Source organism: Streptomyces sp. NPDC001492, assembly GCF_053597275.1.
On sequence record NZ_JBSFHW010000006.1, the window covers coordinates 253,677 to 280,211 of the forward strand.

Annotated in this window: 21 protein-coding genes and 1 pseudogene; 19 read left to right on the top strand and 3 right to left on the bottom strand. The window is 71.8% G+C overall.

The features are described from left to right. Nucleotides 1-208: 208 nt before the first annotated feature. The 15 genes from ACWC1K_RS10685 to ACWC1K_RS10755 all read left to right on the top strand — a co-directional run bounded on the left by ACWC1K_RS10685 (nucleotide 209) and on the right by ACWC1K_RS10755 (nucleotide 18,634). Nucleotides 209-1,390 carry an NAD(P)-dependent malic enzyme gene (locus ACWC1K_RS10685; protein ID WP_450830194.1) on the top strand — a complete coding sequence of 394 codons (1,182 nt, stop codon included), beginning with the start codon at nucleotides 209-211 and terminating at the stop codon, nucleotides 1,388-1,390. 73 nt (nucleotides 1,391-1,463) lie between these two features. Beyond that, nucleotides 1,464-2,753 (top strand): adenylosuccinate synthase, encoded by a 1,290-nt coding sequence (locus ACWC1K_RS10690; RefSeq protein WP_450830195.1) that lies wholly within the window; start codon nucleotides 1,464-1,466, stop codon nucleotides 2,751-2,753. A gap of 96 nt (nucleotides 2,754-2,849) precedes the next feature. Beyond that, nucleotides 2,850-4,379 carry an FAD/NAD(P)-binding protein gene (locus ACWC1K_RS10695; protein WP_450830197.1) on the top strand — a complete coding sequence of 510 codons (1,530 nt, stop codon included), beginning with the start codon at nucleotides 2,850-2,852 and terminating at the stop codon, nucleotides 4,377-4,379. Nucleotides 4,380-4,414: 35 nt separating this feature from the next. Then, a complete protein-coding gene (locus tag ACWC1K_RS10700) occupies nucleotides 4,415-5,332 on the top strand; it encodes a formyltransferase family protein (RefSeq protein WP_450830199.1) in 918 nt (305 codons plus the stop codon). A gap of 47 nt (nucleotides 5,333-5,379) precedes the next feature. After that, on the top strand, nucleotides 5,380-6,459 hold the full coding sequence (locus tag ACWC1K_RS10705) for a thioesterase domain-containing protein (protein ID WP_450830201.1): 1,080 nt from the start codon (nucleotides 5,380-5,382) through the stop codon (nucleotides 6,457-6,459). Nucleotides 6,460-6,505: 46 nt separating this feature from the next. Next, entirely contained in the window at nucleotides 6,506-7,858 is a 1,353-nt protein-coding gene (locus ACWC1K_RS10710) for an MFS transporter (RefSeq protein WP_450830202.1), read from the top strand. A gap of 46 nt (nucleotides 7,859-7,904) precedes the next feature. After that, nucleotides 7,905-11,051, top strand: a complete 3,147-nt coding sequence (locus ACWC1K_RS10715) for an amino acid adenylation domain-containing protein (protein ID WP_450830204.1) — start codon at nucleotides 7,905-7,907, stop codon at nucleotides 11,049-11,051. Between the two features lie 86 nt (nucleotides 11,052-11,137). Continuing rightward, a complete protein-coding gene (locus tag ACWC1K_RS10720) occupies nucleotides 11,138-12,721 on the top strand; it encodes an amino acid adenylation domain-containing protein (RefSeq protein WP_450830206.1) in 1,584 nt (527 codons plus the stop codon). A 525-nt stretch (nucleotides 12,722-13,246) separates the two neighbouring features. Continuing rightward, on the top strand, nucleotides 13,247-13,645 hold the full coding sequence (locus tag ACWC1K_RS10725) for a 6-pyruvoyl trahydropterin synthase family protein (RefSeq protein ID WP_450830207.1): 399 nt from the start codon (nucleotides 13,247-13,249) through the stop codon (nucleotides 13,643-13,645). 212 nt (nucleotides 13,646-13,857) lie between these two features. Further along, the gene (locus tag ACWC1K_RS10730; protein WP_450830357.1) at nucleotides 13,858-14,466 is read left to right on the top strand and encodes a radical SAM protein; all 609 of its coding nucleotides are present in this window, start codon (nucleotides 13,858-13,860) and stop codon (nucleotides 14,464-14,466) included. Then, entirely contained in the window at nucleotides 14,467-15,066 is a 600-nt protein-coding gene (gene folE / locus ACWC1K_RS10735) for a GTP cyclohydrolase I (protein WP_450830209.1), read from the top strand. It begins immediately after the preceding gene. 14 nt (nucleotides 15,067-15,080) lie between these two features. Continuing rightward, entirely contained in the window at nucleotides 15,081-16,238 is a 1,158-nt protein-coding gene (locus tag ACWC1K_RS10740; protein WP_450830211.1) for an IMP dehydrogenase, read from the top strand. After that, nucleotides 16,235-16,819 carry a phosphoribosyltransferase gene (locus ACWC1K_RS10745; protein WP_450830213.1) on the top strand — a complete coding sequence of 195 codons (585 nt, stop codon included), beginning with the start codon at nucleotides 16,235-16,237 and terminating at the stop codon, nucleotides 16,817-16,819. The genes ACWC1K_RS10740 and ACWC1K_RS10745 overlap by 4 nt, the downstream gene beginning before the upstream one ends. Next, nucleotides 16,816-18,087, top strand: coding sequence for a UbiD family decarboxylase (locus ACWC1K_RS10750; RefSeq protein WP_450830215.1), 1,272 nt, complete (start codon nucleotides 16,816-16,818; stop codon nucleotides 18,085-18,087). Before ACWC1K_RS10745 ends, ACWC1K_RS10750 begins: the two co-directional genes overlap by 4 nt. A 40-nt stretch (nucleotides 18,088-18,127) precedes the next feature. Then, on the top strand, nucleotides 18,128-18,634 hold the full coding sequence (locus ACWC1K_RS10755; RefSeq protein WP_450830217.1) for an NUDIX domain-containing protein: 507 nt from the start codon (nucleotides 18,128-18,130) through the stop codon (nucleotides 18,632-18,634). Here the strand turns inward: ACWC1K_RS10755 and ACWC1K_RS10760 are convergent. Next, nucleotides 18,582-19,523 (bottom strand): carbohydrate kinase family protein, encoded by a 942-nt coding sequence (locus tag ACWC1K_RS10760; RefSeq protein ID WP_450830219.1) that lies wholly within the window; start codon nucleotides 19,521-19,523, stop codon nucleotides 18,582-18,584. The genes ACWC1K_RS10755 and ACWC1K_RS10760 overlap by 53 nt on opposite strands. Nucleotides 19,524-19,602: 79 nt before the next feature. On the opposite strand from ACWC1K_RS10760, the gene ACWC1K_RS10765 reads away from it, so the two are divergent. Beyond that, nucleotides 19,603-20,826: an MFS transporter gene (locus ACWC1K_RS10765; RefSeq protein WP_450830359.1), complete on the top strand. Its 1,224-nt coding sequence runs from the start codon at nucleotides 19,603-19,605 to the stop codon at nucleotides 20,824-20,826. 10 nt (nucleotides 20,827-20,836) lie between these two features. Further along, on the top strand, nucleotides 20,837-21,553 hold the full coding sequence (locus ACWC1K_RS10770) for an HAD family hydrolase (RefSeq protein WP_450830220.1): 717 nt from the start codon (nucleotides 20,837-20,839) through the stop codon (nucleotides 21,551-21,553). 566 nt (nucleotides 21,554-22,119) lie between these two features. Here ACWC1K_RS10770 and ACWC1K_RS10775 read toward each other — a convergent pair. Both ACWC1K_RS10775 and ACWC1K_RS10780 read right to left on the bottom strand, forming a co-directional pair. Continuing rightward, the gene (locus tag ACWC1K_RS10775) at nucleotides 22,120-22,779 is read right to left on the bottom strand and encodes an MSMEG_1061 family FMN-dependent PPOX-type flavoprotein (RefSeq protein WP_450830222.1); all 660 of its coding nucleotides are present in this window, start codon (nucleotides 22,777-22,779) and stop codon (nucleotides 22,120-22,122) included. 717 nt (nucleotides 22,780-23,496) lie between these two features. After that, a pseudogene (locus ACWC1K_RS10780) lies at nucleotides 23,497-23,742 on the bottom strand (RNA-guided endonuclease TnpB family protein); the annotation flags it as partial. Between the two features lie 463 nt (nucleotides 23,743-24,205). On the opposite strand from ACWC1K_RS10780, the gene ACWC1K_RS10785 reads away from it, so the two are divergent. Both ACWC1K_RS10785 and ACWC1K_RS10790 read left to right on the top strand, forming a co-directional pair. Further along, on the top strand, nucleotides 24,206-24,688 hold the full coding sequence (locus ACWC1K_RS10785; RefSeq protein ID WP_450830224.1) for a helix-turn-helix domain-containing protein: 483 nt from the start codon (nucleotides 24,206-24,208) through the stop codon (nucleotides 24,686-24,688). 348 nt (nucleotides 24,689-25,036) lie between these two features. Next, nucleotides 25,037-26,281 (top strand): DUF2690 domain-containing protein, encoded by a 1,245-nt coding sequence (locus tag ACWC1K_RS10790; protein WP_450830226.1) that lies wholly within the window; start codon nucleotides 25,037-25,039, stop codon nucleotides 26,279-26,281. The last annotated feature ends 254 nt before the right edge of the window (nucleotides 26,282-26,535 follow it).

Here is a 26,535-nt window from a genome sequence, read left to right on the forward strand (position 1 = left end):
ATCTCTCTTGGGTGTCCTCGCGGCACCGCCCTTGCGACTGCCGTCGCTCCGGGCGCCCCCCTTGGGCCAGCGGATGCCAGGGAACCGTAGCCACCGGTCACACGGTTTGACAATGCTTGACAAATTTGGAGAGAGCTTCGTAGCGTTAGGCAACCCGCAAAGGTCGGCGGTGCACCCGCCAACGACCGGCCGTGACGAAAGGGCGTCTATGACCAGCCAGTTCGGCCTTCCCACCGCGACCGAGGACCCTGTCTTCACCTACCATCGCGATGGCAAGCTCGCGGTCGTCGCCACGGCACCGCTGGCGGACGCGGCGGACCTCTCCCTGGCGTACACGCCCGGCGTGGCCCGGGTCTGCACGGCGATCGCCGAGCGGCCGGAGCTGGCATACGACTACACCTGGAAGTCCTCCGCGGTGGCCGTCGTCAGTGACGGAACCGCCGTCCTCGGGCTCGGCGACATCGGCCCCGAGGCCTCGCTGCCGGTGATGGAGGGCAAGGCGATCCTGTTCCGGCAGCTCGCCGGGGTCAACGCGGTGCCGCTCGTGCTGGACTGCACCGACACGGACGAGATCGTCGAGACCGTGGCGCGGCTCGCCCCGGCCTTCGGCGGGATCAACCTGGAGGACATCTCCGCGCCGCGCTGCTTCGAGATCGAGCGCCGACTCCAGGAGCGGCTGGACATCCCCGTCTTCCACGACGACCAGCACGGCACTGCGGTCGTCACGCTCGCCGCGGTGTGGAACGCGGCCCGGGTGACCGGCCGCGAGCTGCGGGAACTGCGGGCCGTGGTCGCGGGTGCCGGCGCCTCCGGGATCGCGGTCGCACGCATCCTGCTGGACGCCGGGATCGGGGACATCGTGGCCTGCGACAGCAAGGGCGTCGTCCACCAGGGCCGCGACGACCTGAACCCCGCGAAACGGGCGCTGGCCCAGGACAGCAACCGGCGTGGCCTGACCGGCACCATCGCGGACGCCATGCGCGGCGCCGACGTCTTCATCGGCCTGTCCGGCAGCCCCATGGCCGAGGAGCCCTTCGCCACGCTGGCACCCGGGGCGATCATCCTGGCCCTGTCCAACCCGGACCCGGAGATCCTCCCGGACCGCGCCCACCGCTACGCCGCCGTCGTCGGCACCGGACGCTCCGACTTCCCCAACCAGGTCAACAACGTCCTGGCGTTCCCCGGCATCTTCGCCGGCGCCCTGCGCGTGCGTGCTCCGCGCATCACCGAGTCCATGAAACTGGCCGCCGCCAAGGCCCTGGCCGACGTGATCGCCGGTGAGCTCACGCCCGAACGCGTCCTGCCCGACTCCTTCGACCCCCGGGTGGCTCCCGCGGTCACGGAGGCGGTGGCCGCGGCGGCCCGGGCGGAGGGGCTGGCCCGGGTCTGACGAGGGCACGACCGACCGCTCGTCCGACCCGCCACCGCACACGACCGACCAAACGAGGGAACGAGACACCGTCATGACGCTGCACGCCGTCGTCGGCATCAACTGGGGCGACGAGGGGAAGGGCCGGATGATCGACTATCTGGCCCGGGACGCGGACCTCGTGGTCCGCTATCAGGGCGGCAACAACGCCGGCCACACGGTCGTCAACGAGCTCGGCACCTTCAAGCTCCGACTCGTCCCCTCCGGTATCTTCCAGCCCGGCACCGTCAACGTGATCGGCCCCGGTACCGCCGTGGACCCCGAGTCGCTGGACGCGGAACTCACCGAGCTGCGCGAGCGCGACATCGACACCTCGGGACTGAGGGTCTCCGACCGGGCCACCGTCTGCTTCCCCTTCCACCGCGACCAGGACGCCTGGGAGGAGGACCGGCTCGCCGACCGCCCCTTCGGCTCCACCCGGCGCGGCATCGCCCCCGTCTACGGCGACCGCCACCTCAAGCGGGCCATCGCGATCGGCGAGCTCTTCGACGAGGACCTGCTGCGCGACCGCCTCGCCCCGGTCGTCGAGTGGAAGAACCTCGCCCATGCCGGCCTCTACCCGGACCGGCCGCCGATCAGCCTCGACGACATGGTCAAGTGGGGCCTGGAGTACGGCGAGCGGCTGCGGCCGTACGTGCGGGACGTGGTGCCCGAGCTCGCCCGCGCCGAACAGCGGGGCGCCCACATCATGTGCGAGGCCCAGCTCGGCGCCTTGCGCGACGTCCTGTACGGCATCTACCCGTACACCACCTCCGCCAGCACGCTGGCCGGCCACGCCCCCGTCGGCGCGGGCCTGCCCGGCGCCCGGCTCGCCCACGTCACCGGTGTGATGAAGGCCTTCTCCACCTGCGTCGGCGAGGGCCCGTTCGTCACCGAGGAGCACGGCGACTGGGCCGACACCCTGCGCCGCGCCTCCGGCGAGTACGGCGTCAACACCGGCCGCCCGCGCCGCATCGGCCCCTTCGACGCCGTCGCCTCCCGCTACGGCGTCCTTCTCCAGGGCGCCCACGAACTCGCCCTGACCAAGCTGGACAGCCTCAGCGGCCTGCCCGAGCTGCGCATCTGCACGTCGTACGAGATCGACGGCCGGCCGACCGGCGACTTCCCGATGAACCATCTGCTGGAGCGGGCCCGACCCGTCTACGAGACCGTGCCCGGCTGGGACGAGGACCTCACCGGCATCCGCGACTTCGACCGGCTCCCGCCGGCCGCCGCGGCCTACGTCCTGCGCGTCGAGGAGCTCGTCGGCGCACCCGTGCGCTACGTCTCCGTCGGCCCCGAGCGCGACCAGCTCATCGACCGCGGCCCGCGGCACGGCCGTTGACCGGGCCGGCTCTCCGCACCCTCGCAGAGATCCACGGGCCGTCCTCTCCCCACATCGTCCCGCCCCCTTCACGACGAAAGGCTCGACCCAACCACCATGTCAGTCGAACACGGGGTAGTGCGGCCGACCGGCTCAGACCACCGCTACGCGGTCGCCGGCATGGGAGCGACGGGTGTCGGCGTCTTCGTCGCCCTCGTCCGCTCCCTGGTGGCAGGCGGCCGGGCGGCCGGAGCCGAGATCCACATATTCGAGACCAAGGAGCGCCTCGGCGCCGGCGTCGCCTACAGCACGCCCCATGACTGCCACCTGCTGAACATGCGCGCCGCCACCATGAGTGTGCACGCCGACGACCCCGACCACTTCGTGCGCTGGCTGGCCGGCCGCGAGGACGCGTCGGCATCGGACGCGGGGGAGTACGTGCCGCGCCGGCTGTTCGCCGAGTACCTCCAGGAGTTCTTCGGGGAGGCGCTCGCCGAGGCGCGGCAGCGCGGCATCAAGGTCGTCACCCACAAGTCCGTGGTCAGCGACTGCCGTGAGGACGAACGCGGAGTCCATCTCATCGCCGGACTCGACCACTTCGTCTTCGGCCGGGTCTTCCTGTGCCTGGGCGACCTGCCCTCCACGGAGTACCTGGAGTTCACCAAGCTCCCCACCTACGTCCACTCCATGTGGCAGGGCGCAGGCCTGGAGGCCATCGGCCCGGACGCCACCGTCGGCATCCTCGGCACCAGCCTCACCGCCGTCGACGCCCTGCTCCAGCTCCGCGCCGCAGGCCACCGCGGCGCGATCACCTGCTTCTCCCGGCGCCGTTCCCTGCCGAAGGTCCAGGGCCCGCGCGTGCGGCACACCCTGCGGCACGTGACCGAGGCCAACCTGCGGCGGCTGACCGGCGACTTCACCCGGCAGCTGGAGTTCACCGAGGTCGCCGAGCTGTTCCAGCGCGAGCTCGAGGACGGTCTCGGGATCGCCATCGACTGGACGCGGGTGCTGGCCCGCCCGGAGGAAACGTTCACCCACACGCTGGCCAAGGACGTCGAGCTCGCCGAGAAGGGCCAGACCCTCTGGTACTCGATCCTCGACGCCACCTCCGAGATCGTCCCGCTGGTGTGGCGCAGCATGTCACCCGAGGCCCGCGCCTCCTTCATGACCGAGCACCTGTCGATCTGGTCGATGTTCCGGCACTGCATGCCACTGGACAACGCCCGCCGACTGCTCGACATGGCCACCGACGGCGCCTTCGTCGCCGCCAGGGACCTCACCTCCGTGTCGTACGACGAGGACGCGCGGGGCTTCCGTATCGAGGCGGGCGGCGTCGCGCACCACGTCGAGTGGCTCGTCAACGCCACCGGCACCGGCTTCGCCCTCGAATGCTCCGACTCCTCACTCATCCAGAACATGCTGATGCGCGGCGACATCACCCCGCATCCGCTCGGCGGCATCGACGTCGACTTCGACACCCTGCGCGTGGTGCGCCGCGACGGCTCGCTCTCCGCACGCGCCCACTACATCGGCCCCCTCACCAGAGGCGTGCACTTCTACACCAACTCCTTCGAGACGAACCTCGCCAACGCCCACAGCGCGGTGGCGGCGGCCCTTCCCCGTCTCGACAGCCCCGCCGCGGCCTGATCCCGGTCGCCGTACCCACCGTCAGGAGATCCCTCATGCGGGTGGCGTTCCTCGTCGGCAACGACCTCACGTCCCATCTGATCGTCGGGCAGGTGCTCGACGACGTCCTGCGAGCCGGCCACACCCCGTACGTCTGCTACACCCACCAGCGGCCCAACCCCAAGGCCGAACCCGAGCTGCGCGAACTGTTCACCTACGAGCGCACCCTGCTCAACAGTTGTGTCCACCCGTACCTCGACAGCCTCCCGGCCCCGTTGCACGGCGCCCTGCTGCCCCCGGCCGGCATCGCCAAGCTGTACCGCGAGCGTGCGGTCGTCCGGGTCGTCGAGGACGTCAACTCGCCCGCCTTCATCGCCTACCTGGCCGCCGAGAACGTACGCGCCGCGTTCTCCGTGCGCTGCTACCAGAAGTTCCGCGCGCCGCTGATCGACCACTTCCGGCCCGAGCCCGGCGCTCCCGCGCTCTTCGCCAACCTGCACCCCGGCATCCTGCCTCGCTACCGCGGTGTGCTGACCTTCGCCCGGTCCATGCTGCACGGCGAGCGGGAGGCCGGATTCACCCTGCACCGGGTGAACGAGGAGTGGGACGCGGGCGGCGTCATAGCGCTGTCCAGCGCGCCGCTCGACTACGGGGTCTCGGTGCTGGAGAACATGGCCGCCCAGCGCGGACAGGCCGCCGCGCTGCTGCTCGACGCGATCGCCTCGGCCGCCGCCGACGGCAACTGGACCGACCAGCCGCAGGACCCCGACGAGGTCGGCTACTACTCGCACCTGTCCCGCGCCGACCTCGACGAACTGCACCGCAAGGGCATCGAGCTCTTCCGGCCGCGCGCCGTCATCGACCTGCTCACCGGCGCCTACACCCCGCCCGGCTCCCCGCAGCGCCTGGAACTCGGCGGCATTCTCGCCGGGATCACCAGCCGCCGCCCGGAGTTCGCCGGCGTGCCCGCCTGAACCCGACCCCGCACCACCCGTCACCCACTGCTACGAAGGGACGCCCCATGGCGCTGGACCGCGAAGAGATCGTGCAGATCGTCAGCGAGATCTGGGAGGACCTCCTCGACACCGACGTCGAGGAGGACGACGACTTCTTCGACCTCGGCGGCTACTCGCTGCTGATCGTCAACGTCGTCACCGAGGCCCGCAAGCGCGGCCTGGAGATGTCGGCCAACGACGTCTACACCCACAAGACCCCGGCCGCCCTCGCCGACGCCCTGAGCGGACCGGCCGCGGGCACCCCGGCGGACGGCCCCGCCGACCCCGACTTCAGCACCGTCTGGGAGACCGGCCTGAGCCCGCTGCGGACCGAGCCGTCACCGACGCTCGTGCCGCTGGCCGCCGAGGGCACCGGCACGCCCGTCTTCTGCTTCCACTGGGGCACCGGCAACGTGCGCTTCCTGGCGGACCTGGTCGACTCCTTCCGCGGTGAACGGCCCGCGTACGGCCTGGAGATGGTCGGCATGTGGAGCCGGGAGCGGCCCGCGCTGTCCCTGGTCGAGATGGCCTCGCGCTACCTGCGTGAGATCCGCGCGGTCCAGCCCGAGGGCCCGTACCTGTTCGTCGGACCGTGCGCCGGCGGCCGTATCGCCTACGAGATCGCCCGGCAGCTGGAGGAGAGCGGCGAGCAGGTCGCCGTACTCGCCGTCGTCAACACCATGCCGCCCGGCAGCACCGAACTCGACGCCGCCTGGGGCCTTCGCGAGCTGTACGACTTCCGCCTCGCCTCGCTGCGCGAGCGCTTCGAGGTGCCCGACCTGCTCACCGACCAGGAGCGGCTGATGCGCGGCATGGTCGAGATCGCCTGGCTGGACGAGAACGTCGACCCGGCCGACCTGCACTGGCGGCAGGCGGTGTGGGCGGCCGGCATCTTCGCCCAGGAGCACTACGAGCCCCGTCCCTACGGCGGTGAGGTCACCGTCTTCCAGCTGGCCGAGCACGCCGACCGCCCCGAGGCCGACTGGGGCCGGATGGCCGCCACCACCGAGACCCACACCTTCGAGTCGGCGGGCACGCTGCCGCTGCTGCGCGACGCCGCCTTCGCCCGGGTCCTCGCCAAGAAGCTCGCGTCGTACGCGGGCTGAGACCGCTCTCGTACGCCCAACTCCCGTATCCCGAGGTGAATTGACAGTGGCAGGCAACAGGGCCACCACGGTGGTCCGCAGCTGGGCCGCCGACATGGTGCCGGCGCCCGGACCGGCCCGTGGGCTCGCGGTGCTGACCATGGTGCAGTCGGTCGGCTTCGGCCTCTTCCTCAGCTCCAGCGCCATCTTCCTCCGTACGTCCGTCGGCCTGACCGCCGGACAGGTGGGGCTCGGGCTCTCCATCGCGGGTCTGGCCGGACTGCTGTTCACGGTCCCGATCGGCAAGCTCGCCGACCGGCTCGGCGCGCGGCGTCCGCTGCTCGCCGTCTACGCGGCGCTGGCCGCGCTGTTCACCGGGTACAGCGCGGTCGGCGGCTTCGCCGGGTTCGTCGCGCTGGCCTGCGCGATCTCGGTGTGCGAGACCGCCTCCCATCCGCTGCGCATGACCCTCACCCACGAGGTGTTCGAAACCGACGCCCGGGTCAAGGTCAGCGCCCAGATGCGGTCGCTGTTCAACCTCGGTTTCCTGCTGGGCGCGGCGGTGGCGGGCGGCGCGCTCGCGGTCGGCGGGCGGTCCGGGTTCCTCGCGGTGATCCTGCTGACGGCGGCCGCCCACGCGTGCTGCGCCGTGCTGACGGCGAGACTGCCGGGGCGGGGCGGTGCGGCCGCCGCGAAGGAAGCCGCGGATTCCGGGAGGGAGACCGCCGCAGACGAGACCGCTGAGGACGAGGACGCCGTCAAGGCGCTCGACGAGCCGAAGCTGCGGCGGTCCGGGCTGCGGGACATCCGCTTCGTGGCGTTGTCGCTGCTGTGCGGCGTACTGGAGCTGTACCAGCCGATCCTCACGGTGGCGCTGCCGCTGTGGATCATCGGCCGCACGCATGCCCCGGGAGCCGTCAACTCCGTGCTGCTGATGGTGGACACGGTCCTGGTCATCGCGTTCCAGGTCGCCGCGAGCCGTGGGGCGGAGACCGCGCCCGGAGCCGCCCGGCTGCTGCGCCGCTCCGGAGTCCTGCTCGCCGTCTGCTGCCTGCTCTTCGCGCTGACGCAGGACGCCGACGCGTGGGTCGCGGTACCGCTGCTGCTGATCGGCACCGCGGTGCTGGTCCTCGGTGAACTCGGCCAGGCGGCCGGCTCCTGGGGACTCTCCCTGCACCTGCCGCCACCGGGCCGACAGGGTGAGTACCAGGGCGTGTTCGCCCTGGGCCGCGGCCTCCAGCAGACGGCGGGCCCGTACCTGGTCACGGCCCTGGCCGTACACCAGGGCCGCCTGGGCTGGGGCGTCCTGGCCGCGCTCCTGCTGGTGGCGGGCCTGGCCTGCCCGCCGCTGACCCGGGCGGCGGAGAAGACCCGCGAGCCCGCCAAGGACCAGGACCCCGAGCCGGCGCCGAGCCACTGACCCCCAGCCCCCGCCCGGCCGCCCCAACCCCCAAGTGTGAGGACGCATGCAACCCGACCCGCGATGGAACCACACCGCCCGCCCCTATCCGCGGGGCGAGTCCGTGCACGGCATCGTGGCCGCGATCGCGGCCACCACCCCTGACGCGGTGTGTCTCGTCGACGGCGAGCGGAGCATCACCTACGGCCTTCTGGACCGTGCCTCCGCCGCGTACGCCGTCCGGCTCGCCGCCCTCGGGGTACGCCGCGGCGACGTCGTGCCGGTACGGCTGCCGCGCGGCGCGGAGCTGGTCGCCACCGTGCTCGCCGTGCTCAAGCTCGGTGCCGCCTATGCCCTGGTCGACGGCGCCTGGCCGGCCGCCCGCGTGGAGGACGTGCTCGAACAGACCGACGCGCGGGTGCTGGTCGACGCGGTGGACGGGGGCGCCGTGCCCGGTGAGGGAGTCATGCGCTGGACGCCTCCGGCGGGTGGGCTCACCGCTGTCGACGGAGAGGCTGCCGGCGCCGGGTTCCGGGCCGTCGCCGTCGCCGGCGACGATCCCTGCTGCGTGTTCTTCACCTCCGGTACCACCGGCCGGCCCAAGGGCGTCCTCACACCGCACCGGGCGACCGTCCGGCTGTTCCGCCCCGACGGCTTCGCCCGGTTCACCGCGGACACCGCGGTGCCGCAGGCCGCTCCGGTGCCGTGGGACGGCTACTCGCTGGAGCTGTGGTCGGTGCTCCTCAACGGCGGCACCTCCGTCGTCGTACCGGAGCCCTACCTCTCGCCCGGCGCCCTGCGCGCGGGTGTGGCGCGGCACGGCGTCGACACGGTCTGGCTGACCGCGAGCCTCTTCAACATGATCGTCGACGAGGACCCGGACGCGTTCACGGGGGTACGCCAGGTCATGACCGGCGGCGAGCGCCTCTCCGCACCGCACGTTCGCCGCTTCCTCGACCGTCACCCCGGCATCGCCCTGATCAACGGCTACGGCCCGGTGGAGAGCACCGTCTTCGCGACCACGCACCGGATCCGGCCCGAGGACTGCGGGCGGCCGGGCGGCATCCCGATCGGCAGGCCCGTTCCCGACACCCAGGTGCACGTCCTCGACGGCGACCGCGTCTGCGCCGTCGGCGAGATCGGCGAGCTGTGCATCGCCGGCCACGGACTCGCGCTGCGCTACCTCGGCCGCCCCGAGCTGACCGCCGAGAAGTTCACCGAGGTCACCATCGAGGGCGCTCCCGTGCGCGTCTACCGCACCGGCGACCTCGCCGCCTGGGACGGGGACGGTCTGCTGCGCTACCTCGGCCGCGCCGACCGGCAGGTCAAGATCCGCGGGCACCGGGTCGAACCGGCCGAGGTGGAGCGGCAGATCGAGGCCCTGCTGCCCGCCGTGCGCCGCGCCACCGTGCTCGCCCTGCGCGACGAGGCGGGCGCCTGCCGCGGCCTGGCCGCCTTCTGCCTCCCGGCGCGGCCGGGTGACCCGCTCGACGGGGCGCTGGAGACCGTACGCGCGGCCCTGGTCTCCTACCACCGCCCCGACCACCTGCTGAGCGTCGACGACCTGCCGCTGACCGCCAACGCCAAACTCGACGAACGCGCCCTGCTGGACCTGCTACCGGGCGAGGAGAGCACCCCGACCGCAGCCGCCCCCACCGCATCCACTCCGGCGGGCGAACCGTCGTCCCCACCGACGAGCGGCGACCCGCACCTCGACCTCGTCGCCGCCGTCTTCGCCGACGTCCTCGGCCGGACCTCCGTACCCGTCGACGCGGAGTTCACCGCGCTCGGCGGCACCTCGCTGGGCGCCGGACGGGTATGCGCCCGGCTGAGCGCGCGGCTCGGGCGCCCCGTACCGCTGGCCGCGCTCTTCGAACACCCCACGGCCGCCGCCCTCGGCGCCCGGCTGGCGGAACTCACCGGGGAGGAAGACACGCCGACCGCCGACCAGGCACCGGACGAGGTGCCGCTCACGTCCGTGCAGTCGGGGTTCCTGATCCGCCACCTGCTGGAGCCGGACGACCGCGCCGGCCACTGCCTCGCGGCCTGGACGATCGACGGCGACCTGGACCGTACGGCGCTCACCGGTGCCCTGGCCGACGTGCATGCCCGGCACCACGCGCTGCGCTCCGCGTACCGCACCCACAAGGCCCGCGCCTTCGCCGTCCCCGCGGACCAACCGCCCCCGCGGCCCGCCGAGCTGCCGTCAGCGTCCTCGACCGAGGCCGCCCTCACCGCCGTACGGGAAGCACTCGCGGCCCCCCTCGACCCGGCGGAGTCCGTCGTCTGGCGGGTGGTGCTCGCACCGGTCGCGGGCACCCGGACCACCGTCCTCGGGTACGCAGTCCACCACATCGCCTTCGACGGCTGGTCCGAGTCCGTGCTCGCCGCCGACCTGGCCACCGCGTACAACGCCCGCCTGGACCGGTCCGTCCCCGCCTGGGCGCCGGCCCCGACGGCCGCGCAGGCGTGGGCGGTGCGCACCCGCCACGAGCGGGCCGCCGACCAGGCCGCGCAGCGGGAGCGGCTGACAGCCGCGCTCACCGGCGTCCCGGAGCTGCGGCTGCCCGTGCCCCGGGCCCCCGCCGGACCCGAAGTCCTGCGTACCGAGGTCGCGTTGACGGCCACCGAGGCCGCCGGCGTCGACAGGATGGCGTCGGACGCCGGGCTCACCCGGTTCGCGGTGCTGCTCTCGCTGTACGGTCGGGCGCTCGCCGATCTGACCGGGCAGGACGACTTCGGCGTCGGCGTGCCCGTCGCACAGCGTGTGGACCCGCTGCTGGAGACCGCCGTCGGCTGCCACATCGGCATGGTGTGCGTACGGCTGCGGGGCGCGGCCCTCGGCGACGGCGGTGGCGCGGCGCGTGCCGCCGCGGCCGGGCGGTTGGTGCGGGAGGCGTTCGCCTGCCAGAACATCGGCTTCACCGAGGCCGTCCGCCTGGTCAATCCGCCCCGCAGTACCCGCAGTCCGCTCTTCCAGACGGTGTTCGCGCTCCAGGACAACAGCACCGCCGAACTACCCCTGACGGGCCTCACCACCACCTTCCACCGGCTGCCCTACCTGGGCATCCCCGCCGAGATCCAGACCGAGGTCTGGCCCCGGGCCGACGGCGGATTGCGCCTGGTCGTCAACTCCCGTGCCGACGCGCTGGATCCGACCGCGGCGGACGCCCTGACGAAGACGTTCGCGGACCTCGTCCGCACCGCCGCCTGACCCCTGCCCCGACGGACGCGCAGATGTTCGCACATTCCGGCATTCCGGCATTCCGACGTTCCGACACGAAGGGAACGACACCCCACATGACCACGACCCCTGCCATGGCCCGGCTCGACGCCGTGCGCTCGCTGCCCGGCCTCTTCCGGCTGGTGGCCGCCGAACAGCCCGACACGATCGCGGTGATCGACGACGGCCGCACCCTCACCTACGCCGAACTCGACCGCGCCTCCGACCGGCTCGCCGCCCGCCTCGCCCACGCCGGCGTCCGCCCCGGCGACCTGGTCGGCCTGCTCCTGGAGCGCTCGGCCGACATCCCCGTGGGCATCCTCGGCGTCATGAAGGCGGGCGCCGCCTACGTACCGCTGGACCCGTCCTACCCGAGCGAACGGCTTCGGTACATGATCGCCGACGCCGGGGTCACCACTGTCGTGGGCGACAGCGAGCAGGCGGTCGAGCGCGGCCTCGACACGGTCGCCGTCCTGTCGCCGCACGGCGGCGGGGAAGCCGAACTCCCCCTACCCGCTGCCGAGTCGACCGGCGATGAGCCCGCCTACGTCATCTACACCTCCGGCTCCACCGGCAACCCGAAGGGCTGCGTCGTCGGCCACCGCCAGGTCCTCGCCCTGCTGCGGGCCGCGCTGCCGCTGTTCGACGTGACCGCGGAGGACCGGTGGGCGCTGTTCCACTCGTTCAGCTTCGACGTCTCCGTCTGGGAGTTCTGGGCCTCCATGGCCACCGGCGCCACCGCCGTGACCGTCCCCCTGCGCATCGCCCAGTCCCCGGCCGACTTCCTCGCGCTGCTCGGCGCCGAACGGGTCAGCGTCCTCGGCCAGGTGCCGTCCGTCTTCCGCTCCCTCGCCATGGCGTACGAGGAGGCCGGTCGCCCCGAACTCGCCTTGCGCTACCTGGTGTTCGCGGGCGAGGCCATCGACCTCGACGTGGTCGCCGCCTTCCTGAAGGCCTACCCGGGCAGCGCGCCCACGGCCGTCAACATGTACGGCCCCACCGAGACCACCGTCTACGCCACCCACCGCGCCCTGTCCGACGCCGACTTCGACGGTCCGGTGCGCTCGCCGATCGGCGCCGGACTGCCGCATCTGCGCCTGGAGATCCGCGACGCCGACCTTCGGCCCCTGCCCGACGGCGAGAGCGGCGAACTGCTCATCGCGGGCCCGGGCGTCGCCGACGGCTACCTCGGCCGCCCCGAGCTCACCGCCGAGCGCTTCGTCACCCTCGACGGCCCCGACGGCCCTGACCGCTACTACCGCACCGGCGACCTCGCCCGCCGCCTGCCCGACGGCTCCTTCGAGTACCTCGGCCGCAACGACCAGCAGATCAAGCTGCGCGGCTACCGCATCGAACTCGGCGAGGTGGAGGCGGCGCTGCGCGGCCACGACCACGTCAAGGACGCCGCCGTCACGGTGATCACCACCGCGGCCGGGGCCACCTTCTTCGTCGCCTGCGTCGTCGTCGCCGAGAACGCGCCCGCCAAGCCCGCCGCCGAACTGCGCCGGCACGCCCAGACCGTCCTGCCGCGCTACATGGTCCCCGACCGCTACCAGGTCGTGGACGCCCTGCCGCTCACAGGCTCGGGCAAACTCGACCGCAAGGCGCTCACCGAACTGGCCACCACCCGCCCGGCCCGCACCCCGAGGGCGGCCCGATGAGCACCGCCCCGCAGCATGCAGCCGCGCCTGGGCCGAGCCAGCCCCGCGGACATGGCGGAGCTCGCGGCCCGGCTGACGGACCGCCTGAAGGCGCTCGGGGCCGCCCACCCGGATCCGGTGAGGGACTGTCAGGCCCTTCCTCGGCACCGCCCGCCTCGCGCTGACCGGTGACCACGCTCCCGCGCTGCGGCGGCTGTGCCTGTCGGCCGATCCCCGGACCGGTCTCGTCGTCACCTCGACCGAAATGAGCCCGGACGTGATCAGCATCCATCCCTCGCTGGTCATCGCGGACAGCGATCTGGACATCATGACGGATGTCCTCGGCAGGCCACCGCCGCCAACACGGGCTGCGGCGACTGCCTGACCGACCTCGAGGAACTTCTCGAGCGACCGGCAGCGCGATCGGCCCTCCGGTCGCGTCTGGCCACTGGCAGTCATGGCCGTCACCTGCCACCGCCACGTCATGACACCGAACCCTTCGCAGCCTTCAGGATCTGTGCAGGCACTCGACACCATCCGAGCACCATGAAAGAAAGGACCCGGACCGTGCTGTCCATCACCAAGGAGTTCCACTTCTCCGCGAGCCACCAACTGTCCGGCCTTCCACCGGACCACCAGTGCGGCCGACTGCACGGCCACAACTACGTCGTGATACTCGAACTGAGCGGGCACCCCGACCTGTTGGCCGAAGTCGGCTTCGTGCGCGACTACGGCGAACTGGGCATTGTCAAGAAGTGGCTCGACGACACCGTCGATCACCGGCATCTCAACGACCTGCTGCCCGAGGTGAATCCGACGGCCGAGCACCTTGCCATGTGGATCTACCGGACGTGGTCTGCGGACTTCCCGGAGCTGACCGCCGTGCGGGTCTCCGAAACGCCCAAGACCTGGGCGACGTACCGGCCCGCCGGTCCCACCGACTGACCGTGTACCCGACCGGATCACCGGACGAGTTCCCACACGACTACCCGGACGCCGTTCCGGATCGACGAGCCCGGTCGGGCTCAAGGGGGTGGTGAAGATGGCGGTTCCGAAGCTCGTGGTGAACGAGATGTTCGGACCTACCTAGCGCCATACAGGGAGAAGGACCTTCCACCGGAAGGTCGTGTGCGTTCCTCCGTCTCGGCGGTTGCAATCTGACCTGCCGCTGGTGCGACACACCGTATACGTGGGACTGGAAGGGCGAGTCGGACACCGGCATCGCCTACCGTGCGGCGGACGAGCTGCACGCGCTGACCGTCGCCGAGGTCACCGAGCGGCTGCTCGGCTTCGGTGTCGACCTGATCGTCGTCTCGGGCGGTGAACCGCTCAGCCAGCAGGACCGGGTACTGCCCGTGATCCGGGCCCTCCGGGAACACCGGGTGGCGGTCGAGTTCGAGACCAACGGCACCGTGGAGCCGTGCGACGCGCTGGCGGCGGCCGGGGCTCGGTTCAACGTGTCTCCGAAGCTCGCGCACTCGGGGGTCGCCGAGGAGCGGCGCATCGTTCCGCAGGCTCTGCGGCGGTTCACCCAACTGCCGGGGGTCTCCTTCAAGTTCGTCTGCGGCGACACCGCCGATCTGGCGGAGGTCGATGAACTGGTGCGCCGGTTCGATCTCAAGAACGTGTGGGTCATGCCCAGGGGGCAGACCCCGGAGGAAATCGACTCGGGAATGCGCACGCTCGCCGATGAAGTGGCGGCACGTAAGTGGAATCTGTCCGGACGACTGCATGTCAACGTGTGGGGAAGCAAGCGGGGTGTCTGAGTGAGCAGCAGCATCGAAGTGTTGACCGAGGATCTGGCGCTGTTGGAAAGGGAGGACAAGGACCCGTTGGAGTCGATCGCCCGCCAACTGCTGGTGGCGATCGGCGAGGATCCCGACCGTGAGGGGCTCCAGGAGACGCCGGCCCGTTACGCACGCTGGTGGCGCGAGTTCATGGGGTACGACCCCGGGACCGTGGACACCCTCTTCGAGACCACGGCGAGCGGCAGCCTGGTCGCCGTCTCCGGCATCAGCGTGTGGTCGCTGTGCGAGCACCACCTGCTGCCGTTCTCCTGCCGGTTCACCATCGGCTATCTGCCGCGGCAGAAGATGCTGGGCCTCAGCAAGTTCGCCCGGATCGCGCACCAGCACGCCCACAAGCTGCAGTCGCAGGAACAGCTGTCGCAGCAGATCGGCGACGACGTCGAGCGGCTCACCGGCTCCCCCGACGTGGCGGTCGTCGGACGCGGCGAGCACCTGTGCATGGGGATGCGCGGCATCCGGACGCCCGCCACCATGACCACCGCAGTGTGGCGGGGCGCGTTCAAGGACGCGGCGCTGCGCAGCGAGCTCATCACGCTCACCAACGACCGCACCTGCTGAGGAGAGGACACGGCATGCGGATCTCCGAACCCAGGCGGACCGGACTGAGCTTCGACGACGTCCTGTTCGTACCCCGGCGCACCTCGCTGACCAGCAGGCGGCAGGCCGACACCAGCAGCGAGCTGCTGCCCGGGCTGACCCTGAGGGTGCCGGTCGTCTCGGCCAACACACAGTGGTGCACCGGCGACCGGATGGCGGCGGCGATGGCACAGCGGGGCGGCCTCGGCATCCTGCACCGGATGCAGACCGTCGAGCAGCAGGTCGCCCAACTGGACGCGGTCAAGGCCGTACAGGTCGACGGTGAGCAGGGCCAGAGTCCCACGCTCGACGCCGCGGGGCGGCTGCTGGCCGGTGCAGCCGTCGGCGTCACCGGCGACTGGCGCGAGCGCGCGGCCCAACTGGTCGCGCACGGCGCGGACATCCTGCTGGTGGATGTCGCGCACGGACACAGCGACCAGGTCATCGACACCGTCAAGGAACTGCGCTCCACCTACCCCGACACGCCGCTCATCGCGGGCAACGTGGCCACGGCGGAGGGCATACGAGACCTGGCGGCGGCCGGCGCCCAGTCAGTGAAGGTGGGGATCGGGCCGGGCGGTGTGTGCACCACGCGGCTGGTCGCGGGCACCGGCGTGCCGCAGCTCACCGCCGTCATGGACTGTGCCGACGCGGCTGCGGAGGCCGGCGTGACGATCATCGCCGACGGCGGCATCCGGCAGGCCGGTGACATCGCCAAGGCGCTCGCGGCCGGGGCCCACGCGGTGATGCTGGGCTCGGCGCTCGCGGGCGCCGACGAAAGCGCGGCCACCCCGGTGGAACGGGACGGCCGCCACTACCGGGTCAGCAACGGCTTCGTCTCGCTCGGCATGGAGCTCACCCTGCGCAGGGCGGCAGGTGGCACGGTCACCCAGGAGGAGCTGGACGACTACGTCCCGGAGGGGGTCGAGGCGACCTTCCCGGCCTCCGGGCCGCTGTCGCGGACGCTGCGCCAGCTGATCGGTGGCGTGCAGTCCGCGATGAGCTACTCGGGCGCCCGCGACCTGGGCGCCTTCCGTGCGCAGGCCGAGTTCATCCGGGTGACGGCCGCCGGCCGCGCGGAGAACGTTCCGCACGCGCGTGAGCGGTCGGTGCAGATCGACACCGACCACGCCGCGAAGGCGGTGGCGGGATGAGCGGGACGCAGGCCACCGCGCGGGACGTCGTGGCGGGCGAGCGGCCCGGCATGTGGACCCGGCAGGGTCCCTACCTCCTCGACATGGCGACCTTCGGGCAACTGCTGGAGGACATCGCCGAAGAGGTGCGGGCCGCGGGCTTCGTGCCGGACGCCGTGCTCGCCGTGGCCCGCGGCGGGCTCGCCGCGGGCGGATATCTGACCTGCGCGCTGGACGTGCCGGTGATGCACACGGTGCGGGTGCGCCGCACGGCCGACGACAGCCGGTACGCCGCCAAGCAGCGCCCGGTCATCGACGGCCCGGTACCCGTCGGACTGGGCGCCGGCAACAAGGTGCTGGTCGTCGACGACATCGTCGGTACGGGCACGACCGCCGACACGGTCCTGGAGTTCCTGGCCGCCGCCGGGGTCGCCCGGCAGGACATGCGGTTCGCCGCGGTCGTACGCAACCACCGCAGCAGCTACGAGCCGGATCACTGCCCCGCGGTCGTCGACGACTGGATCGTCTTCCCATGGGAGACGGCCCGGGAGACCACGGACGACTGCCGCCCGTTCCCGGCTGCGGCACGGGTGCGCCGGTGAGACGCCGCGGACCGGGCGGCGGCTTCCCGGGCAGCGGACTGGCCCGGTCTGCGGACGCCGCCACGCTCGGGTTGCCCGGCTGCTACGACGCCGTCGACCTGTACACGTACGACCGGCGGATCAGCAGCCGCGTCGAGGTGGCGCAGGCGCTCGCCGGGATCGAGAAGGAGCACGGGGCCCGGCCGACGGTGGTGTTCACGAACATCGCCGAGCGGCCGGGTACCCGGGTGCTGTGCCACCCGTATCCGAGGGAGGTGCTCCTGGCCGCGTTGGGCACGACGGAGGAGAAGCACCTTCCGGAGATCTCTCGGCGGCTCGCCGGGCCCGTCCCGTCACACGGGACCGCCGAGCGGCCTGCCGTGACGCGGCGGGAGTTGCCCGCGCTGCTGGACGATCTGCCGATCCTCCAGCACCGGCCCGCCGACGCGGGGCCGTACATCACGGCCGGGGTCGGCGTCACCACGCGGCCCGACGGCAGCGGCGTCAACCTGGGCTTCTACCGCACCCAGGTGGTCGGCCCCGACAAGGCACGGATCTTCCTGGACCCGCGCACCGACGGGCACCGCAATCTGCTCGCCTGGCTGGAGACCGGTCACCCCATGCCGATCTCGCTGTTCCTCGGCGCCGACCCTGCGGTGACCGTGGTGGCCGCCTCCCGGCTGCCGGCCGAGGGCGACGACTACGACATCGCGGCGCGGCTCCTCGGCCGCTCGCTGGGCGTGGGCGGTTTTCCGCCGGTGCCGGACGACGCCACCCATGTCGTCACCGGGTTCGTCGAGGAGCGGGACGAGGTCGAAGGGCCGTTCGGCGAGTTCAAGGGCTACTACGCCGAAGCGCGGCGCAGCAACGTCCTCACCGTCACCGGAGTGTTCGCCGCGCCGGGCGCGCCGTGGCCGACGATCGTGGCAGGAGCCCGGTCGGGGCTGACCCTGATGAGCTTCCAGAACGAGTACCTGATGTACGCCCATCTGCAGGGCCTCGGGTATCCGATCAGGTCCGTGCACTACTCGGTCAAGGCGCGGGGCGAGTTCGTGGCATACATCGAAACGGACGCGCCGAGTCAGGAACTGGTGCGCGAGGCGATGGCCTTCGACGTACGGTCCAAGGTGGTCATCTGCGGCCCCGACCTCGCCAACCCAGGTCAGGCACTGGCCACTTACGGCTTCACCACCCGGACCGAGCCTTACTACCGCAAGGGCCAGGTGGAGGGGGAACGGATCGGACTGGCCCTGGTGATCCCGCCGGACGGCTGGCCGACCGAGTACTGAACCGCGCACCGACACCGCACCGAGTGAGGACTGCACGACGATGGATCGATTCGCGCGAGCGCTGCCCGCGGCCCTGATGGTGATCCCCGGGCCAGGCGGCACCGTGACCTTCATCCGCCAGCTCAAGGGGCCGTACGCGAACAACTGGCTGCTGCCTGGAGGCGGCATCGAGCCGGGCGAGCCGGCCGAGGCCGCGGCTCTGCGGGAGGCACGCGAGGAGACCGGTATCGCCGTGCGCTCCTGTTCGCTGTTCGCCGTCTACGAGTTCACCGGCACCTGGGAGCAGGGGGGCTATCACCTGCTGATGTTCGCCTTCCTGGCCGACGGCGAGTACGCGCTGCGGCCCGGATTCGCCGGGGACAACGTCGGCGCGATCCAGCAGGCCCGGATCGGCGAGATCGACATGCACTCCACGGATCTGCAGATCCTCACCGATGGCGGACTCGCCTCCTACGACGAGGAGACCATCGCCCGGGCGCTGGCCGCGGACGGTATCACGATGCACGCGCACCGGGTGGCGTCCACCGCCCGGTGCGGTGCTCCGTGAGCGCCGGGTCCGCAGCCAGGGCCCGGCAGGTGCTCTGCCGGCAGCCGATCGTGTGCCGCGCCGCACGCAGCCCCAGAGCCAAGGCCGCCACGGGGCTCGCGCCCCGTACGAGGTGGACGACGAACGCAGACGCCAAGGCGTCGCCGGCCCCGGTGTCGTCGGCGCATGGCCCGACCTCGGCGGGCAGGGTCAGCGGCACCGGCTGCTCGGCAGTGGCGACGGTGGCGCCGGCCGCACCCGCGGTCACCACGACCACGCGGGGCCCGAGCCCGAGCAACCGCAGCGCCTGCTCGGCCGGGGTGGCCCGCTGTCCGGTGAGTGCCTCGGCCTCGCGGACGTTGAGCAGCAGCACGTCGTACAGCGGCAGCAGATGGGCGCGCGGGCCGAAGTCCCGTTGCCGGGTGGGCAGACAGCACATCGGCGTGCCGTTCTTCCTGGCCTCCCGTGACACCCAGGTGAGCAGGTCCTCGTCGAGCCCACCCTCGGCGACCACGGCCTTGGCCACCGCGACGGCCCGGGCGAGGGCGGCTCCGGCGAGGGGCTTCGCGGAGGCCGGGTCGGGCAGCGTTATCCGGGAGGTGATCTGCCGTCCCTCCGCGTCGAGCAGGACGTCCCAGCGGCCCGTCCCGTCGGCGGTGCGCAACACGTGGAGCCCTACGCCGAGGCCGGTGAGGTCCGCTTCGATGTCTGCGGCGTCCTGCCCGAACCCGGACAGGCCGGCGAAGATCACGCGGGCACCGAGCCGGGCCGCGTTGACCCCGATGTTGCGGCCGACGCCGCCGTAGTGCCGCTGCACGCCCCAGAGTTCGACCCCGCCCAGGGTGGTGCTGGCGGCGAAGTACTTGCGGTCCACCACGAGCGAGCCCAGCACGAGCACGTCGCACCCCACAGAATGACTCCCGGAAATCGAAGAGAAAGGAAAGGGATTGATGGCAGAGGAGATCGAAGTCGCCAAGCGGGGCGGGGGAATGCAATCGACCTCGGAAGAACTCGAAAGGCGCGAGACTCGCGCGTTCCGGTGGAAGTTCTGCCTAATTTATCTGGCCGGTGTCTTCGCCGCCACAAGTATGGGGAAAATGACGCCGATATCTGTGGCGCTGCGCGCGGACCTCTCTCTTTCCCTGGCCCAAGTCGCGCTGCTCACCTCGCTGGTGACCGCGGTCGCCGCCGTCCTGGGCCTGTTCGTCAGCTATCTACTCCGGCCGCTGCCGCCGCACCGCATGCTGGTCGCGGGGCTCGTGGTGATGGGTCTCGCCGGACTGCTGTGCGCCCGGGCCGACAGCTTCGGCGCGATGCTGGCCGGCCGGCTGGCGGAGAGCGTGGGGTACGTCGTCGTGGTGATCGTCGCTCCCGTGCTGCTGTTCGCGCTGGGCGACGGCAAGCGGCTGACCGGGGCGCTGGCGATCTGGGGGACGTTCATGCCGGTGGGCCTGGCGCTCGGCTCCTTCGCGGGCGGGGTGCTGTCCGCATGGCTCGACTGGCGCGGGTGGCTGACGGTGGCCGCGGCGGCGACGCTCGTGGTCGCGGCGGGTGCCACCCGGCTGCCGGCGGTGCCGGTGGCGGCGCGGGCAGACGCGACGGGGCCGCGGAGCCAGGACCGGGCGGCGCGGGTGCGGCGGCTCGCGCGTCCTGTCTCGCTGGGCGCCGGGTTCGCGACCATCAGCGGGTCGATCGTCGCCTTCGTCACCCTCTACCCCACCTATCTGCACGAGGAGTTCGGCCTGTCCACCGAGTCGGCCGGCACCCTCACCGGGGTGGTGTCGCTGGCCGGGGTGGCCGGCGGGTTCCTGGCGAGTTGGCTGCTGGTACGGGGCGTCCGGGTGACGTACCTGTTCCTGGTCGCTCTGTTGATGCCGGCCGGGGCGTTGGCCGCCTTCGCCGGGGCGGGGGGACTCGGGCTGTCGGTGGGCAGCGCGCTGATCATCGCGCTCGCCAACGAGCTGGTGGTGGCCACGGTGTTCGCGGCGGTGCCGCTGGCCGTACGCGCCACCTCCGACCTCGGGGCCGCCAACGGCCTGGTGGCCCAGCTGGGAAGTATCGGAGCACTGGCCACACCACCCCTGGTCGGGCTCGCGGTGACGGCGGTCGACGGCTGGTGGGCCGTGGGCCCCTGTCTGCTGGGGGTGTGCGTGGCGGGCCTGGTGCTGTTGCAGATCGCCGTGTGGCAGTCGGCGCACGGCGCACGAGCGTGAAGGAGGCGGCATGGCCGTCGAGTACGTGATCTTCGACTGGGCGGGCACCCTCACCCCCTGGCACACGGTGGACCTGCCGGGCATCTGGCAGGAGACCGCGGCCTCCCTGGACGGGGTCGGCGCGCGGGAGGCCACCGAGGTGGGCGAGAGGCTGCTGCGGGCCGAGGTGGAGCTGATGGCGCGCTGTCGCGAGACGCAGTGCTCGGCCCGGCTCGACGAGGTCTTCGAACACGCCGGGGTGACGCCCACACCACGGGCCCTGTCGGCCTACCGGCAGGCCTGGGAGGCGCACACCCTGATCGACCCGCAGGCCCCGGAGACGCTGGAGGGGCTGCGTGAGCGGGGCCTGGGCATCGGCGTGCTCTCCAACACCCTGTGGCCTGCCGGCTGGCACGACGAGATCTTCGACCGGGACGGGGTGCTCGGCCACGTCGACGCCAGCGTCTATTCCAGCGAGATGGCGTGGACCAAGCCGCACCCGGACATCTTCGCGACGGTGATGGCGAAGCTGGGCGCGGTGTCGGCGTGGGCCTGCGCATTCGTCGGGGACCGGGCCTTCGAGGACGTGTACGGGGCTCAGCAGGCCGGAATGCGAACCATTCTGCTGCCGCACAGCAGCATTCCGGAAAATGAACTGGTCGCGCGGGACGCGGTCCCGGATGCGGTGGTCGGAACGCTGAAGGACGTATTGACCGTGGTGGACGAATGGAACCGGCCGGAGCGGTGAATTCGGAGCTTCTCCGAAACCGATTGATGTCCGTCGCCGGCCGGTACCTCCAACGGTGCCGGCACACCGACCGCGTCCAGCGCGGTGCGCGCGTCGGGGGCCACCCGGATCAAGGCGTGGTCGCGGGCCGAGACGAAGCCCTCGTCGAGCATCCGGTCGAGCAGTGCGACCAACGGGTCGACGGCGCTCCGCCGGAACCGCGCGCGGCGTAGCCCTCCTTGCACCAGCCCAGGTAGTTGACGACGCCGAAGTGCGGCACCAGAACACCCTTGGGCAGCCGGCCCGTTCCACCAACTCGTCCTCATCGAGCAGAAACTGGACGCCCGGGCCCGCCGCTCGGACCACGAGGCCCTGAGGCTGCACCGCTTACGCCGACGACTGTCGGGACCGGACCGATGGTTACTCCTTGAGGAACCTGGAGCGGACTGCACGAGTGCGATCGCAGGGATCCCACAACGACCGCCGCCCGGCGCACCTGCGCTTACGGGCTGACCCGCGATTGATCTTGAGGCGTGCTGGTCCGGGCGTCAGGCGGGCTGGTGGTTCAGCAACCGCTGGTCGGCCTGCTATTCGTACCGGTAGTTCAGCGAATCCGCCTCCGCCTGTTCGATGTCGGCGATCGTCAGCTCCGGCATCCGCAGCTGGGCCAGCGTCACTTCGGCCGAGGTCGGCTGGGCGTCCGCAGGCAGCCACTGCTCCGGCTTCCAGGCCCCGCTGCGCAGAAGCGACTTGGGGCAGTGCGGGTAGACCTCCTCGATCCCCAGCACCAGCGCACTGACTGGCGGCTTGCCCACGGCAGTCAGCTGCGACAGCAGTTCCGGGCGGGTGGAGACGCAGGCCCGGCCGTTCACCCTGAGCGTCGTGGTGCGCCCCGGGATGACGAACAGCAGCCCGGCCCGTCCGGTGGCGACGACGTTCTGCAGGGTGTCCAGACGCTTGTTGCCGGTCGCATCCGGTATCGCTACCGTCCGTGCGTCCAGGACGGCCACGAACCCGGCGGGCCCGCCGCGCGGGGAGACGTCACAGTTGCCCTCGGCGTCCGCGCTGGCGACCAGGACCAGCGACGAGCAGCCGATCAACCGCCGGGTCTGCTCGGTGAGTTCGGTCATCTGCTTGCGCACGGCCGCGTCACCGGGGAGTTCGTAGGCCCTCCGCAGCGCCTCCTGGTCGGGCACGGCGTCGAGGCGGAGCAAGTCGAAGGCACTGCCGGCAAGGGGAGGTGTCATGTCTCGGACCCTAATGGGTCGACCTCGATTGATCTTGGTGGGTGAGTACGGGGACATGGAGACACCCGCGCGAGTTGTCTGGCGTGTGAAGATCAACCAGGCCCGCGCAGTCACGTCCCCTCCAGCCTTCCACGGGCTGTCGCGCCAGCATCTGGGCGAGTTGGTCGCAGAACTCGCCCCGCGTTGGCTGGCACGCTGTGAGTCCGCGCGGTATGCGTGAGGGAGGCGTGGACCTCCCGTTGCCGGGCGCGGGGTGCCTCGCGACGGCGCGTTTCCCGCTCAGCAGTGGTGCGGGGCAGGATGTGGGCCGCCGCGCGCACCACCGGCGTGGCGTCGTAGACGGCGGGACGGTCGCCATCCGGCGCCGCCCGCCGCGTTCCTTGTCGGCCAGCTGGGCCGAGGGCGGCTGCGGGCCGGCCTGCGCCTGGGCTTCGCCGACAGCCCGGGTGGCCTCGCGCAGCCCGGCCGGGATCATGTTCACGCCGGTGGCGTCGCAGCTGAGCACCAGCAGGTCACCACCATCGGCGGCGGGCCTGTGGACGGTGCCGGTGGCCGTAGGGAAGGCATCGATGTCGGCGGCCGCGCGCACGCAGCCCTCCATCAGCTGCCGGGTCCCGATCCTGTGCCCGGTGGTGCGCTCGAGGCCATCGGCGGCGGCGCGCAGGGAGCCGGAGGCCGCCTCGTGGACGACCGCCCGCTGCAACGACTCCGTTGGGAAAGTCGCCCGGTGGCCGTCCAGATCGACATCCGGCGCTGGTCGATCTGCCAGGACAGCATCCGGTCGTCATAAGGCTGTGCGCCCTCTGGGCGGAAGACGATCGGCTTCTCCAACGCGCGGCGGTAGCGTTTCGAGCCCGGCCTGCCCAGGTTCCCGGCCTTCAGGTTGGCCTTCAGCGTGGCGTACGCGTCGCAGGTCTTCTTGATGACGTGCTGGGCGGCCTGCGCCCCCAGTCCCCAGCGAGCCCACCATGTGTTCGCCATGAATCACTCGACCGAGTGAACGTGCCATCCGTGTGGACGCAGCACCGCTCCGCCGTACGCGGAACCCGGCCGCTTCGCAGCCGAGCACCGCTCGAGCGATATCGCTCCGCGCCGCGACCGCGAGGATGTGATTCCTCCCAGGACTGAAGCCGTGGCGTTCCTTGCAAGAGTCTGCTGAAGGACACGCTGCACATCACGGTGAGCAGTTGGTCCCCGTACGGAACCTTTCACGACGACGGGCCGTCCTCTCCCCCGAGCAAGGGCGGGTCGTCGCCGATACCAACCCTCCTGCACGGCGAACGGCCCCTTCAACGCCTGTCAGCGCGCTGTGGCACGGAGGTGACCGTTCCGCAACGCGGGAACCAATGGGCGGTCGGCTTCGTCACCTGCTCAGACCGGGCGACGACGCGACCGGGACTCACCAGGGACGCCGTGGAGGTGCGCGATGGGCGGCTGGCAGCCGCTGCCGGACGATCTGCCGCCGGAGGTGCGGCACTTCGTGGAGCAGCTGCGGCTCCTCAAGGACCGGACGGGGCTCAGCCTCGTCTCGCTCGGCGCCCGCACCGCGTACAGCAAGTCCTCCTGGCACCGCTATCTCAACGCCACCCAGCCGCCGCCCCGGCAGGCGGTCGCCGCCCTCTGCCGGATCGCGGGCCTCGCCGACACGGAGGCCGAGCGGTTCGGGGTGCGCTGGGAACTGGCGGTGCAGGCGTGGCCACGCCCGGCCGCCCTCCCCGCGAAACCCGCCGGCAGCTCCGGGGGAGGCGAAGAGCCGGGCGAGGAGTACGAGGACGACCCCACCCTGCCCTGGTGGGACAGGCCCGAGGAGACGCGTCGGCGGCCGGGCGGGCGGTTGCTGCTGTATGCAGTACTGCTGCTGCTCCTCATGCTGGTGATCGCGGTCGTGGGCGTCCTCGCGCTCGGGTGAGGTGCCCTTGAGCGGGGTGAATACGCCCGTGACGGGCGAGGTTGTCCATGTGTGTCTACCGTGTCGATGTATTGACAAGTTTGCGGATTTGACACGGAGTTGTTCGATGAGGGCCCTAGGGTGGGCGGGTCCGGCCGGGCGGCGGAGGGGGTCGCCGGTGGGACACTGGACCGCGGTCGCGTCGGCGTGCAACGGTGCATTCCGGACCGCCCCAACGCTCCCGTGCGCCCCCATCCCGGGAACTGAGATCCTTACTGGGCGCATCCCTGTGGGTAGCCAGAAACGGGCACCACGCGCGGGGGAACGCGAGGAACACCAGCACCAACCGGGGGGAAGAGGGGGGAAGCAATGCCTCGTTGGAGGGCCTTGCCGGACGAACTGGATCCGCAGGTCAGGGAGTTCGCGAGCCAGCTGCGCCGGCTCGTGGACCGCAGTGGCCTGAGCATCGCGTCGGTGGCCGACCGCACGGGCTACAGCAAGACGTCCTGGGAGCGGTATCTGAACGGCCGGCTGCTCGCGCCCAAGGGCGCGATCGTGGCGCTGGCCGAGGTCACGGGTACCAACCCGATCCATCTGACGACCATGTGGGAGCTCGCCGAGCGTGCCTGGAGCCGTTCGGAGATGCGCCACGACATGACCATGGAGGCCATCCGCATCTCCCAGGCGCGCGCCGCGCTCGGTGAGTTCGGGGCGCCTCCCGCCAATGCCAAGGCAGGCGGCAAGTCGAGCAGCCAGGGCAGTACGACGGCCCGCAGGTCCGGCAGCGCGACGGTGACGCCGGGGATCGCGGGACCGGCGGGCGTGGCGCCGACGGTGCCGCCGCAGCCGGCGGGCCCGGAGGTGCGGGACGCGGCGGACGCGGTACGGGAGCGCGGCGCGTCACCCTCGGTGGATGCGCCGGAGAGCTCCTCCGGCGCCAATTCCTGGGGGCTGGCCGGGTACAAGGGCCCGGCGCCGTCCGGTGGGCGTGCTGCCGGGGCCGCGACTCCGGCGCCGCGGCCGGCGGCCGGCGGTCACGGCTGGACACCGCAGGAGCCGAGTCCGTTCGGTGAGCCGCCGCAGGCTCCGCGGTCCGGTGGGGGCTCCTCCTCGGGCGGTGGCAGGCGGAAGCTGACGATGTTCCTCGCGGGTCTCGTCGGTGTACTGGTCGTGATAGCGGCCGTGTTCTATCTGACCGACAACGGCTCGGGCAAGAAGAACCAGGGCGGTGCCTCGCCGTCCCCGTCCGTCAGCGCCCAAACCGACCTGCCGGCCGGAGTGAAGTGCAGTGGCGCCTCCTGCACCGGCAAGGACGCGGAGGCCATGGGCTGCACCAAGGACGCGGCCTCGGTCACCACCGCCAAGACCGCCGTCGTCGGCACGTCCACGGTCGAGGTGCGCTACAGCAAGACGTGCGGCGCGGCGTGGGGCCGTATCACCCAGGCCACCCAGGGCGATTCCGTCCAGGTGACCGCGGGCGGGGCCAAGGAGAGCGACAGCATCACGGCCGCCGGGGACAACATCGCCTACACGCCGATGGTCGCGGTCAAGGACGCGGGCGAGGCCACGGCCTGCGCGACGCTGGCGTCCGGGCAGAAGGGCTGCGCGAAGTAGGGCGCAAAGCAGGGCAGAAGAAGGGGCGGCCGCCCGTCCGGGAGAGGGGGGACTGGGGCGGCCGCCGTGGGGGGACCGACCGTGCCGGACTCCCGTGGGGGTACGGTTCGCGTGCCCGGGATGGGGGCGACTATTCCTCCCGTCAAGTATTTCTTCTGAGCCGGTTGAGCCGCCGGTTCATTCTGTGGGCCGGGCCACACGGACCCGGCCGTCCGGGATCCCGGATGCGCGATAGCCTGAGCGGTGGATCTCTT

Coding starts and splice junctions, on each gene's coding strand:
- ACWC1K_RS10685 (WP_450830194.1), top strand. CDS start 209: ATGACCAGCCAGTTCGGCCTTCCCACCGCGACCGAGGACCCTGTCTTC.
- ACWC1K_RS10690 (WP_450830195.1), top strand. CDS start 1,464: ATGACGCTGCACGCCGTCGTCGGCATCAACTGGGGCGACGAGGGGAAG.
- ACWC1K_RS10695 (WP_450830197.1), top strand. CDS start 2,850: ATGTCAGTCGAACACGGGGTAGTGCGGCCGACCGGCTCAGACCACCGC.
- ACWC1K_RS10700 (WP_450830199.1), top strand. CDS start 4,415: ATGCGGGTGGCGTTCCTCGTCGGCAACGACCTCACGTCCCATCTGATC.
- ACWC1K_RS10705 (WP_450830201.1), top strand. CDS start 5,380: ATGGCGCTGGACCGCGAAGAGATCGTGCAGATCGTCAGCGAGATCTGG.
- ACWC1K_RS10715 (WP_450830204.1), top strand. CDS start 7,905: ATGCAACCCGACCCGCGATGGAACCACACCGCCCGCCCCTATCCGCGG.
- ACWC1K_RS10720 (WP_450830206.1), top strand. CDS start 11,138: ATGACCACGACCCCTGCCATGGCCCGGCTCGACGCCGTGCGCTCGCTG.
- ACWC1K_RS10725 (WP_450830207.1), top strand. CDS start 13,247: ATGAAAGAAAGGACCCGGACCGTGCTGTCCATCACCAAGGAGTTCCAC.
- ACWC1K_RS10740 (WP_450830211.1), top strand. CDS start 15,081: ATGCGGATCTCCGAACCCAGGCGGACCGGACTGAGCTTCGACGACGTC.
- ACWC1K_RS10745 (WP_450830213.1), top strand. CDS start 16,235: ATGAGCGGGACGCAGGCCACCGCGCGGGACGTCGTGGCGGGCGAGCGG.
- ACWC1K_RS10755 (WP_450830217.1), top strand. CDS start 18,128: ATGGATCGATTCGCGCGAGCGCTGCCCGCGGCCCTGATGGTGATCCCC.
- ACWC1K_RS10765 (WP_450830359.1), top strand. CDS start 19,603: ATGCAATCGACCTCGGAAGAACTCGAAAGGCGCGAGACTCGCGCGTTC.
- ACWC1K_RS10770 (WP_450830220.1), top strand. CDS start 20,837: ATGGCCGTCGAGTACGTGATCTTCGACTGGGCGGGCACCCTCACCCCC.
- ACWC1K_RS10775 (WP_450830222.1), bottom strand. CDS start 22,779: ATGACACCTCCCCTTGCCGGCAGTGCCTTCGACTTGCTCCGCCTCGAC.
- ACWC1K_RS10785 (WP_450830224.1), top strand. CDS start 24,206: ATGGGCGGCTGGCAGCCGCTGCCGGACGATCTGCCGCCGGAGGTGCGG.
- ACWC1K_RS10790 (WP_450830226.1), top strand. CDS start 25,037: ATGCCTCGTTGGAGGGCCTTGCCGGACGAACTGGATCCGCAGGTCAGG.